Genomic DNA, 11,350 nt, shown 5'->3' with positions numbered 1-11,350 from the left:
CTTCAGTTCGTTCTTTAATGGCATTAATCATTTTAAAAAAGCAACCCTCGTCCGTTTTCACCGCAATCGCGTCATCCGTGCTGATTCCGGGAATTGAATACAACTTTGTTCCTCGGGCAAACCGGTTTGAATAAACGCCATGGCCTATTGATATAGAAAATTCATTTCATTCCATAACTTCCGGATTGGCACGCATAATCTCCTCGGCAATCTGCCACAGCTCCGGCATCATTCGCATCGCCTCTTCGCTGCGGCGAACCATGTCCCCATGCGAATCAAGACCCAAATCCGCCAAAATCTCATGGAAAGCAGGTTCAAACAAGCGCCGTACTTCTTCCGGAGCGTCAACGGCTAAAATTTGCTGGCATCTGGCGTATGTCGCCACGATCCAAAACACCGCTTCGCGGTGATCTCCGGCAGAAATAAGTTCCCTGCTGCCGTCAATGACGATGCAGCGCGCTTCGGGAGTAATGTCGGAGCTGAAGAAAAACGGCGCTCGGGCCGCGGCTGCCGCAGCATCAAAAGTATGTTCAAGCCCTGCCAGATGATGCTCTACTAGCTCCGCCGTCCAATCTTCACATCCCAATAAAGCGAGCAGCCGCGGATAAAAATCATCGTAACCATATTCCGCCAAAACTTTTCGCGCCGCCAAATACCGGAGTCTCACCGTCGGATTCCGAAGAGCCGCAACCAGAATGACATGCGTCATTACGCCCGTCGGAAACAACCAGCTTGTCACCCGTTCATATAAGGGGGCGTCTGGATTTAGGGAACGCAGTCCGGTTTCAGCCCGGACTCTAGCTTCCTCACACCGTTGGCGGACCCATTTTTTCTCCGCAAAATGCTTCGAGACCTGCTCTTGCAGCCTGCGCAAACCTCCTGTAGGGTCATCGATAATGGTGTTAAAGCGGAAGCTTCCGGCCAGATGATAGGACTTTAGCAGATGTTCGGCTGAATCAAGCTGCTTCGAAGATACATAGGTGATCTCAATAAGCGTATCCCGGAACCGGATCTTCCCCGGCTTCGGCGGGGCCTCCTCCCCCTCTCTGACGACAACGACATCTATGTCTGAACCTACAGGCAGCGAATCCTGATCAGAACGCCCAACCGTAGAACCGCTAAAATAAGCACCCAGATACCCTTCTTCCTTTCGCGCATTGGTTGTTACCCATGCCGCCGCATTTTGCCGTGCCAATCCAATTTTCATGATCCGTTAACCTCCCGCCTGTTTGACATTCAAATCATCATATTCCGGTTAGATTTATAAAACAAAAGGCAAGCGCCCGACTTGCCAGTTTGCTATGAGCATATGCAGGGAAATACCGTTTATTTCTCGGGCAATCGCAGAATATCTATGATTTCGACGTTTTTTACCATGCTAAAGTTGCTTGCGGTACTATCCAGAATGATATTTCAGTTCTATACTAAGGTTATCATTTCCAGAAGAAAAGAGGTTCATCACATGAAAGATAAGCTGAAGGGACTGCTCATCGGTCTTACGATCGGCTCGATGGTCACGGGTGTTACCGCTTTTGCCGCAGCCGGAACAAATATCCAGGTGTTATTGAAAAAAATAGACCTGTACGTAGACGGAGCCAAAACGAAATCAGCGGATGCCTTCATCTATAAAGGAACGACTTATGTACCGGTCCGTCCGCTTTCGGAGTCTATCGGCAAGCAGGTCAGCTTGCAGGACAATAAACTATATATCGGAAAACAGCCGGCTGCGGCCATCAGCGAAGAACAAGCTTTAATTCTGGTTTATCAGAAAATAAAAAAAGACGCTGACAAATATCATCTTCATATGATGATCGACAGCGCCGACGATAACGAATATTCCATTCATGTATTTGAAAATTTCCCTGATCATATAGCCACGTATGGCTGGTTCAGCGTCAACAAAACAACAAGTAAAGTTTATAAGATGGATATGATAACAGGAGAAAACAAGGAGCTGTAGTCGGGATCAATTCAGCTTGCTTTCTTCCAAATCATTTGTTATCGACATAAAAATTACGGCTGCCGATTTGGATATTAAGCGGATTCGGCTGCCCATTTTTTCCAGCGTGTACGAAAAAGACGTAACGGAATGTTTTTCCCCCGGAAAATTGAAGCGTGATGGTATTTCCGGAAATGCTGTAAGTCCCTGAGCCGCTCGTTCCCGAGCCGGAGTTGGTTGACGCGGAACCCGTATCAAGCGTGCCTAACGTCAAATTATCGCTTTTGAAGGTTCCGTCCGCTTTAAAGGTAATCCACTCCTCCCAAGCCGAAGAAGCAGCATTGGCTCCAGCCAATCCTTCAAAACCTCTAAACACATAACCCCCATTTAATTTGTACCCCGGCGCTACCGGCTTAACGGCCGTTAATTCAACATCATCAATGATCAGATTTCCTTGTGCCGACACGCGGACGGAGTAGGTTTTTCCGTTATTTAAGACAAGCTTGTTACTTTGAATGGTATACGTATTGCACGACTGTTTGGAGCAATCGATCGTCTCCGGCCCGCCTTGCTCCGGTTCGCCAACGACTACTTTTTTTCCGGGAAGGAAAGTGTAAAAATCCCAGCAGGTGCCTCCGCATTCGTAGCCGCCTACATCCGTGCGAAATCCGGCATACATTCCCTGCAGCTTTTCAAGATTAACCGCTCCCGCTGGCGGCTGTGTTCCGTTTTGGTTCGGCTTCTGCCCCGGATCGGTCGGTTGTTGGTTGTTATCCGGCGATGTGCCAGAACCTGACCAACCATGCTCGGCAACTATTTTCTCCACCTGCTCTTTGGTAAGTCCGAGCTGTTTGATCATCTGCTCCGTAAAAATCGTGATTTCCCTGTTTGGGGCATCCCAGGCTACAACGCTCCCCGTTGCCTCGCCCACGAACCGCAGCGGAACCAGTGTATTGCCATGAATGACCCGCGCTGGTTTATCCAATGTGATTTCTTTCCCGTTCAGCACCGCTTTGGAGCTGTCGACCTTCAATGTGAAGGACATGGAATCCTTTTGGCCCGTTATGATCTGTTTCTGCTGATCCCACTTGAGGGAGATTCCCATCGATTCAAAAAGCGGGCGCATTTGCACCAGCGTCGTTCCCCCGTCGATCAGCGGATCAACCGAAAAAGAGATCCATTTCGTATCCACGGCTACCTTGATTGGCGAAGCCGACTCGGCCTCAACCGGCCGCGCTCCCCAAAAACCGGCTGTAATCAGCAAAAAAGCAAAAAAAGCAATAATTCCAGTTTTCGTATTTACTCTTAAACCTTTCATGTGATTAATTCTTCACTCCTTTTATGTTTTATCTCTTTCCCGTGTTAAATTCCAAGTATCCACCATTTGTATGCCGGTAATCGCCGGTTATTCTTGCTTTAACGCAAATCGGCGATACACTACAAAAATGAGGGATGGCGCGATCACAATTTACTAAAAGGTGGATAGGAATCAAAACTCTGAAAGAAATAAAATGTTGGTAACTCTCGTGGCGGGAACTAATTTGAGGAAATGGTTGTAATGGTACTGTCCCAAGCTACTTGGAAGGTGTTTACTTTCAACGAGACATGATTCTCCCCCCTTTTTCTGGATACTTTCTTTGCATTATACATCTTCAGTCAATCGAAATAAAGAAATAACGGCACAAAAAAATCATCGTTTTGCACCGCCATTTCTTCATCTTTCAGCTCAAGTTTGAAGCGAATAAACGAAAGGCTGATTTGAAAATCGACTTAACTGCCTGTGCCGCAATCTGCCGTTTAATTGGATTGCAATCGCCTTAAAGCCATTAATGCAGCGCCCATCGAGGCATCGCTTTTTGGCGCTATGCATTCCATCTTAGGATAATGTTCAAGCAGTTTCTCACGGAACATTTTCTGAATGAAAATGTTTTTGAGCAAGACACTGCCGGCCACGGCCAGGCTGTCTTCTTGAAGCGACAGGGCTTCCGCCATCGGAATCACAAGGCCCAGCAACGAGGAAGCACATTTCTCCGCAATGCATAGCGCCGCCGGATCTCCGGCCGCACAGGCTGCCGAAAGGATCGGCGCCAGCGCGGCAATGTCCTTTTTGTTCGTGCGCTTATCGTAAACAAAGCTAATAACTTCCTGTATTGTAGCGATTTGCAGCTGTTTGTAAACGAGTTCGGTAATCACCGTCTCCGGAATTCGCCCATCATGCGCTTGGACGAGTGCCGACAGCAAATCGCGCCCAATCGCGTAGCCGCTTCCTTCGTCATCGATCAGATGCCCGTAACCTCCGGTGCGATGGGTAGCGCCCGCTTTATTTTTTCCAAGACCGATGGAGCCCGTTCCGGCAATCAGAATCATTCCATAATCCCTCAGATGCGCCCCGTACAAGGCGGTTTCATGATCACCGGTGATATGAAGCCCCCCTTGAAAACCGCTGCTCCGGATCTGCTCCGTTAACCTGCTTACAACCGTGGGATTGCTGACACCGGCGGCGCCGACGCATATTTCCGCGCAATGTTCAATCCCGCTGCAGATTGCCCCGATTTCCCGTACAATTTCCTTCAGGCTTGCGCCGACGCTAGCTTCATCCTGACCATTATAATTGATGGCTCCCGAGGTAAAAGTCTTCAAAACCGTCCCCCGTTCATCCGCAACCGTTACAGCTGTTTTTGTGCCTCCACCATCCAGACCGGCTACAAATTTCATCGATGTCGTCACTTCCTTGCTCAATAAAGATTCATAAGTGCATTTTTAATGGCGAAGACTGAGTCGGCCGGTGGGCGGCGTTTCTCCGCCGAGAATGCGAATGACAGAATGAATGGCCGTTCGGGTATATTCAAATGCAGCCAACCCGCAAACGCCTTCATCCAACGTTTCCAGATCATACGGCTTGCCAAAAGCAACCGCCGCAACCCGATGGCCTGCCCGGGCTAGCCGGCTCACCAACTGCAGCTGGCCTGTATGGTCGCAGCCGTTGTATAATCCGATTACCACTTTTTGGTAATCCTTCACTTGTGCCACAATCCGTTCTTGCTCTTGTTCATCAGGATTGATATCCGTCACTAGATACGGAATGCCAAAGGCCGCCCCCGCTTCCGCCGGAAAAGAGAGATCCATGCCGATTTGGCTGGATGCCTGATCGGGACGGTATGGCAAGCTTCCGATCACGATCGTATCGGATGCGTTCCGCTTGACCCTCTCCAATTCTCCGCTCACATGACAGATGCTCTCAAGGCTGATCGCCTCTGCGGCACGCCGGTTCACGGCATGTTCAGCCGCAGACAATTCTCCGCCAACAATCCGGCCATACTTCGCTTTATAAAACAATACCTTCTCCACGGCTTCATCAATGATGGCAAGCGGCAGTTCGCCGGACCGGACCGCCTGCTCGATCCGCTGGACCGCATCCTTAACCAAACGGGAGGAGTGGCTGATGAACAGCAGATGAACGCCAGCTTTCAACGCCCCTATGGCCCCTTCTGCGGTTCCGTAATATTTCTGAATGGCGTTCATTTCAAGGCAGTCCGAAATAACAAGCCCTTGATATCCCATTTTTTCCTTTAGCAGACCGGTAATGATCGATCTTGACATCGTGGCCGGAACCTGGTTTTTCTCGATGGCCGGGAACAGGATATGCGCGCTGGTCAGGCATTCGGCACCGCTGTCAATGGCCGCCTGAAACGGCTTTAATTCAAGCTCCGCCAACGCTTCCAGTGATTTATCGATCGAAGGCAGGCCCAGATGGGAATCCACCGCCGTATCGCCATGTCCGGGGAAATGCTTGATCGCGGCCAGCACGCCGCCTTCCCGCAAACCGCGCAGCATTTGCAGCCCGTATTCGGTCACGACCTCAGCCGTATCCCCGTAAGAACGCACGTTGATGACCGGATTCTGTTTATTGTTGTTGATATCCAGCACCGGCGCCAGATTAAAATTGATTCCCAGCTCCCGCATTTCGCGGGCGGTAATGCGTCCCGCCGCATAAGCATTTTCCGGCCGTCCGGTTGAAGCAATCGCCATCGCTCCCGGCACGTTGACCGCATCTTGGGGAAGCCGGGTTACGCGCCCGCCCTCCTGATCTATGGAGATCAAAGCCGGATAACCCGTATGCTCCGTGATTTTTTCCTGAAGCTTTGCGTTTAGATGTTTGAGCTGCCCCTTGTCTTTTACGTTATGCGCGAACAAAATGATATTTCCAATTTTATAGTCCTCGATCAGACGAAGCGTCGCCTCATCGAGATCCTGGCCGGGGAAGCCCGTTACGATCAGCTGGCCGATTTTTTCTTTTAAAGTTAGTTCCTTCATCCCGGTTATTCGCTCCTTAATATAAGTGATATTCCGTTTTCAGCTTGGCGAATTCGCGGCTTTCCGCGCGGAATTGTTCCAGCAGGGCCGGGACATCAACGTTTTCATCGCGGTATATGCTGTCTCCGGCCAGCAAATCGATAAACGGCCTTGAATTTTCCTTAAGAGGCGGCAGGAACGAAAATTGCTCGTAGTTCCTTTGGATAGTGAACAGCAGCCAAACTCCGGTTTCGAGGGGCTGCACAGCCCGGCAATCAAGAATATGGATCTGTACGCCTCCGCACTGCTCTCCTTCGAATTTGGAAAAGGACGGCTTGAAATATACCGGACGGAACATAACCCCTGGCAGCTTCAGACTGTTCATTTCGGCCGCAAGCTGCTCCGCATGAATAAAAGGAGCGCCTATGATCTCAAACGGGGCGGTAGTCCCGCGCCCTTCGGAGATGTTCGTGCCTTCGAACAGGCAGGTGCCCGGATAAATCAATGCCGATTCAAACCGCGGGATCCCCAGGGAAGGCATAATCCAATGGCGCCCCGTCTCCGGAAACAGCATATCGCGGTCCCAGCCCTGACAGCGGATCACATGCAGTTTGGCGTTCCAGCCCTGCTGCTCATTCGCCATGATCGCTACTTCGCCCGCAGTCAATCCGTAGCGAACCGCAAGCGGATAATTGCCTACAAACGATTCGTATCCCGGCTTCAAAATATTGCCTTCGACCGTCACCCCGCCAAGCGGATTGATCCGGTCGAAAATAACGATCTCCTTCCCTGCTTTCGCGCAGTCTTCCAGTGCATACAGCATCGTATAAATAAATGTATAATAGCGTGCGCCTACGTCCTGGATGTCGTAGACGACCAGATCCACTTCATCCAGCATTTCCTGGCTCAGCCGTTTGGAATCTTTGCGGTACAAGCTGTATACAGGCACTTGGGTAATCGGATCGGTATAGGTATCGACCATAGCTCCTGCAGCCTGATCCCCGCGTACGCCATGCTCAGGCGAAAACATTGCGGCCAAATGAAAGTTATCATGCAAAATCTGAATCGTAGATTCAAAATGCCGGTTTAAACCGGTCGGCGATGTAATCAGTCCAAGCTTTTTCCCTTTCAACAGATGGGCCGCTTCCATAACTGTGTCGATCCCGTTCAGAATCATCGTTGTTCCCCCTTGCAGAAAAGATTGGTTTGAAAAAAATGACCGCGGCAATTTCCATTGCTGCAGCCACTGTATGATCGATTAACTAAATAAGTTGAACCAATGATTGTACGGATACAGGCAGCCGGGTGGCGTTTAGTTCAGCTTATTTAAAATAAGTCGCTCTTCAACACGCGTTTGGTTTCTTCCGGTACCATAAAGGTTTCGGCGTATTCCTTGCGCGCTTCGATGCCGCGTACTCTCGCAAGATGTTTGTAATATTCAAGATAAGGGAATGACTTGCTGCCCGTCACAAACCAATGCTGCTCCGTCGCCTTTACCCACAGATCAAAGGCTTCCTTGGAAAAATCCACGTAGATATAAGGCTTGTAATCAACCGCATCCTCCCAGTTTTCGGCATAATACAGCCTGGGAGCAAAATGAGCGGGCAGTTCTCTTTCGAATGAAGCGAGTCCCGCGAAAAAACGGGCGTCGTTTACGATGTTGTGCGTCGTCGCATGGTCTTTGTGCATGCTGTTTTTCCAATGCGTGATGATGACGTTCGGTTTCACGCGGCGGATGACGTCGCAGACGCGCAGACGCATTTCTTCGGTATCCTTCAGCTCGCCGTCCGGAATATCAAACACGATGGATTCACCGCCCAGCATATCGGCAAAAGCTTTGGCTTCATTCACCTTTTGAATTCGGTATTCCGCCATGTCCTGCCCGGCCGGAACGCCGCGCTCCCCTGCTGTCAAAGCGAGTGTAACGATCTTGTCTCCTTTTAAGGAGTGGCTCGCCAGCACTCCCCCAGCCGTCAGTTCCGCATCCCCTACATGTCCGCCTATCGCCAAAATCGTCAACTTCTGTTCGCTCATTCCTTAAAACTCCCTTCGCATGACTGAAAATTGTTTTACGGTATGGAAGCCCGCTTTTTCGTAAATCCGGATCGCCGGATTGCTGCTGCCTGTGTAGAGTGACATGTACTCGGTACCGATCACTTTGAAAGCTTCGCACAATTTAAAAAACAAAATGGTTCCAAGACCATGGCCTTCATGCTCCGGATGAACCCCAATCCCGGCAAAATATCCCCGTCCATTATCCTGCCGGATCACCGGGCCGGCGAATCCGACCGTCCGGCTTCCTTGCACCGCCACCACGACAGGGGTGCCGTCCGATGTGCATTTGCCGATTTCCTTCTCCCAAAGCGGATTATTCAGACCCTGAAGCATTTCTGTTACTCCGCCATGTCGGGCGGGATCAAACATTTCCACCCTGTAGCCGTTTGCGGCCGCCTTTTCTTCCTTGCGGCGGATCTCTTCCGGCATGACAAACCGGTCAAGGTCCAGATACATGGCGTTTTCAATGGCGCGTTCCACGTAGCCTTCCTGCCGCAAAAAGGAATACAATCTGCTGCCTAACGGCACTCCAGGCGCGTTGTTATGCTCATGTTTCGGCGTATCCGGTATGTACCACGGCAGCATCATCGGGTTAAAAAACAAAATATCCGCCTGCTTTTTGCCAAGCTCCTGAAAACGTTTTTCTAGCGCGCCAAGCAAAAGCCGATAGTTATCATCCGTTTGGCTTGGTTCATCCAGCACGATGCAGGTAATATATCCGGCCGTCTCGCCAAGCGGCAAATCGCTTCCCGTACATCCGCAAGCAAAACCGGTGACCTGCCCGTCTTCGCTTAGAATAAATGTGTTTTCCTTGTCGAAATAGGGGCTGGACGCAAAAATCTGCTGAAAGCTCTGCTTCGTTAGCTCCTTGTACCCATCCATAACGGCTTCTTTATTCCATAAATCGATTACCGGCTGCGTGTATTTGTCTTCCCAGGCGTTCAGCATGAGCGGCACCTCCGTTCATCGTCAGCATTCGTAGTTTTTTGAACAGGCATTAAAAGCTTATTTTCCCCATTACGACCGGCCGCTTGGCCCCTGTTACATTCGGAAGATTATTCGGCTGACGTCTGAGCGCGTAGTCGGCAAGGATGGCAAAAGCGACGGCCTCTTTGGCATCACTGCTTTGCCCGATTTGCTCCTGCGTCATCACCTGTACACCCAACATTTCCATTTCCCGGCGCAAGTTCTCGACCAAAACCGGGTTGTAGCTGCCGCCACCGCCCACAATCAAAGCATCCGCAGGATAACGCCCGTGGACATAACGGCAATAGGCATCGCCGATCGACCATGCGGTCAGCATCGTGACGGTTGCCACCACATCTTCGGGTGTTACGTTCTGCTTCCCCGCTTCGTTCAGCAGCCAATCTATATAAGACGAGCCGAATTGCTCCCTACCGGTCGATTTGGGAAGCGGCTGCGAGTAATAAGGCTCCAGCTTCAGGAGGCCCAGCAGCCCTTCGTGAATCCTGCCGCGGCGGGCAATGGCCCCTCCGATATCCATCGTTAGTTGCCCCGAAAACAGACGTTCGACAACGCCGTCGATAATCATGTTTCCGGGTCCGGTATCAAACGCGAAAACCTCTTCTTGCGCGCAGCCGGCGGGAATGACCGTCATATTGCCGATGCCGCCGATGTTTTGCAGCAATAAGGTACGTTTCTCTTCCCGATAAAGAAGAAATTCCGTAAAAGGAACGAGCGGCGCGCCTTGTCCCCCTGCTGCCATATCCGCTGGCCTAAAGTCGGTCACGCATGGAATTCCCGTCCGCGCCCTGATTACCGACCCCTCGCCGATTTGCACAGTATAATGAATGTCATAACCATGCAGCTTTTCCATCTGCGGCGCATGATAGATCGTCTGACCATGCGAACCGATGACGGTAATATCTGCAGGCGTAAGTCCCGCCTTCGCAATCACGGATAATGCTGCGTCCGCATACAGCTCGCCAAGCAATACATTCAAACGTCCCAATCTGTCAACCGTAGCCTGAACCGGATCGAACAGGGCAAAAATCTCCTGCCTGACGGCAGCCGGATACGGTACATTTTCGAACGCAATCATTTGAACTGAAATGCTTCCCTCTTGCCTATCCGCCAGTTCGATTACCGCTGCATCTATTCCATCCACTGAAGTGCCCGACATCAATCCCACGGCATAGCGGCTTGAATGCTTATCCAGAGTTTCGCGCTTCATATCAGCCCTTCACCGCGCCTACGGTTACGCCTTCAAGGAAGTATTTCTGCAGGCTGAAGAACAGAATGAACATTGGCAGAGCCGAAATCGTGGCCCCAGCCATCATTGGCGCAAATAAAGTCGTATTCGCAAATTTAAAGCTCTTGAGTCCGACCTGGATTGTCTGCATATCCATGGAGTTCGTTACCAGAAGCGGCCAGAAGAACGTATTCCAGTTGTCCATAAAGGTCAGAATCGCCATGACCGCAAGAACGGTCTTGGAAAGAGGCAAAATAATACGGAAATAGATTTGGAACTGGTTACAACCTTCAATTTTTGCGCATTCCAGAATTTCGTTCGGAATGCTGCTCATAAACTGCTTGGCAAGAAAGATGTTATAAACCGTAACAAGACCCGGCAGAATTAAAGCGGTATACGTATTTTCTATATGGAAAATATTTACGATCAGGATGTACAGAGGAACCTGTGTTACCTGATAAGGAATCATCATAGCGACAAGCATGATCGAAAAAATCAATACTCTTCCTTTAAACTTGATTTTCGAAAAAGCGTACCCTGCCATGCTGGCGAACAGTACGTTGGTTACCATAACAGTGGTTGCCACAATCAAGGAGTTCAGCAGCCAGCGCCAAGTGTATGGACTGAACTCGAAGAAAAACTTATAAGATTCAAGCGAAAAGCTGCTTGGAAATAATCTGTAATCCATGGCCCCGGCGGCAACGGGTTCACCAAAGGAAGAAATAATCATAAAGTAGATCGGGAAAATCGTTGCCAGAGCAAACAGCAGAAGTACGGTGATAATAGCCGTATTTCTGGTGATTCTGATAAGCGGTTTCCCAGGATGTGCGTTGTAAAGAGCCATAAGAGCT

General features: G+C 50.2%; 10 protein-coding genes. 1 reads left to right on the top strand and 9 read right to left on the bottom strand.

Annotation, left to right across the window (positions count from 1 at the left end; genetic code table 11):
- Positions 1–166: 166 nt before the first annotated feature.
- Positions 167–1,207 carry a hypothetical protein gene (locus L6442_RS12825; protein WP_212977244.1) on the bottom strand — a complete coding sequence of 347 codons (1,041 nt, stop codon included), beginning with the start codon at positions 1,205–1,207 and terminating at the stop codon, positions 167–169.
- 255 nt (positions 1,208–1,462) lie between these two features.
- Between L6442_RS12825 and L6442_RS12820 the strand changes: the two genes are divergently transcribed.
- Positions 1,463–1,960, top strand: coding sequence for a stalk domain-containing protein (locus L6442_RS12820; RefSeq protein WP_212977243.1), 498 nt, complete (start codon positions 1,463–1,465; stop codon positions 1,958–1,960).
- 31 nt (positions 1,961–1,991) lie between these two features.
- Here the strand turns inward: L6442_RS12820 and L6442_RS12815 are convergent, their stop codons facing one another.
- The 8 genes from L6442_RS12815 to L6442_RS12780 all read right to left on the bottom strand — a co-directional run bounded on the left by L6442_RS12815 (position 1,992) and on the right by L6442_RS12780 (position 11,343).
- Positions 1,992–3,257, bottom strand: coding sequence for a copper amine oxidase N-terminal domain-containing protein (locus L6442_RS12815; RefSeq protein ID WP_212977242.1), 1,266 nt, complete (start codon positions 3,255–3,257; stop codon positions 1,992–1,994).
- Between the two features lie 479 nt (positions 3,258–3,736).
- Entirely contained in the window at positions 3,737–4,654 is a 918-nt protein-coding gene (locus tag L6442_RS12810) for an N-acetylglucosamine kinase (protein WP_212977241.1), read from the bottom strand.
- Between the two features lie 45 nt (positions 4,655–4,699).
- Complete coding sequence (locus tag L6442_RS12805) at positions 4,700–6,253, bottom strand: glycoside hydrolase family 3 protein (protein WP_212977240.1); 1,554 nt, start codon at positions 6,251–6,253, stop codon at positions 4,700–4,702.
- A 16-nt stretch (positions 6,254–6,269) separates the two neighbouring features.
- The gene (locus tag L6442_RS12800; protein ID WP_212977239.1) at positions 6,270–7,409 is read right to left on the bottom strand and encodes an exo-beta-N-acetylmuramidase NamZ family protein; all 1,140 of its coding nucleotides are present in this window, start codon (positions 7,407–7,409) and stop codon (positions 6,270–6,272) included.
- Positions 7,410–7,558: 149 nt separating this feature from the next.
- A complete protein-coding gene (locus L6442_RS12795; protein ID WP_194232111.1) occupies positions 7,559–8,266 on the bottom strand; it encodes a PIG-L deacetylase family protein in 708 nt (235 codons plus the stop codon).
- 3 nt (positions 8,267–8,269) lie between these two features.
- Positions 8,270–9,235 carry a GNAT family N-acetyltransferase gene (locus L6442_RS12790; RefSeq protein WP_212977238.1) on the bottom strand — a complete coding sequence of 322 codons (966 nt, stop codon included), beginning with the start codon at positions 9,233–9,235 and terminating at the stop codon, positions 8,270–8,272.
- Between the two features lie 49 nt (positions 9,236–9,284).
- Positions 9,285–10,481, bottom strand: a complete 1,197-nt coding sequence (locus L6442_RS12785; protein ID WP_212977237.1) for an anhydro-N-acetylmuramic acid kinase — start codon at positions 10,479–10,481, stop codon at positions 9,285–9,287.
- Position 10,482: 1 nt separating this feature from the next.
- Positions 10,483–11,343 carry a carbohydrate ABC transporter permease gene (locus L6442_RS12780; RefSeq protein WP_212977236.1) on the bottom strand — a complete coding sequence of 287 codons (861 nt, stop codon included), beginning with the start codon at positions 11,341–11,343 and terminating at the stop codon, positions 10,483–10,485.
- Positions 11,344–11,350 lie beyond the last annotated feature (7 nt).

Source organism: Paenibacillus azoreducens (assembly GCF_021654775.1).
GTDB classification, from domain to species: domain Bacteria; phylum Bacillota; class Bacilli; order Paenibacillales; family Paenibacillaceae; genus Paenibacillus_AQ; species Paenibacillus_AQ azoreducens.
This window is presented reverse-complemented; position numbering and strand designations above follow the sequence as displayed.

Bases quoted from the DNA above. Each gene is read 5' to 3' on its own strand.
- L6442_RS12825 (WP_212977244.1), bottom strand. From the start codon at position 1,207: ATGAAAATTGGATTGGCACGGCAAAATGCGGCGGCATGGGTAACAACC.
- L6442_RS12820 (WP_212977243.1), top strand. From the start codon at position 1,463: ATGAAAGATAAGCTGAAGGGACTGCTCATCGGTCTTACGATCGGCTCG.
- L6442_RS12815 (WP_212977242.1), bottom strand. From the start codon at position 3,257: ATGAAAGGTTTAAGAGTAAATACGAAAACTGGAATTATTGCTTTTTTT.
- L6442_RS12810 (WP_212977241.1), bottom strand. From the start codon at position 4,654: ATGAAATTTGTAGCCGGTCTGGATGGTGGAGGCACAAAAACAGCTGTA.
- L6442_RS12805 (WP_212977240.1), bottom strand. From the start codon at position 6,253: ATGAAGGAACTAACTTTAAAAGAAAAAATCGGCCAGCTGATCGTAACG.
- L6442_RS12800 (WP_212977239.1), bottom strand. From the start codon at position 7,409: ATGATTCTGAACGGGATCGACACAGTTATGGAAGCGGCCCATCTGTTG.
- L6442_RS12795 (WP_194232111.1), bottom strand. From the start codon at position 8,266: ATGAGCGAACAGAAGTTGACGATTTTGGCGATAGGCGGACATGTAGGG.
- L6442_RS12790 (WP_212977238.1), bottom strand. From the start codon at position 9,235: ATGCTGAACGCCTGGGAAGACAAATACACGCAGCCGGTAATCGATTTA.
- L6442_RS12785 (WP_212977237.1), bottom strand. From the start codon at position 10,481: ATGAAGCGCGAAACTCTGGATAAGCATTCAAGCCGCTATGCCGTGGGA.
- L6442_RS12780 (WP_212977236.1), bottom strand. From the start codon at position 11,343: ATGGCTCTTTACAACGCACATCCTGGGAAACCGCTTATCAGAATCACC.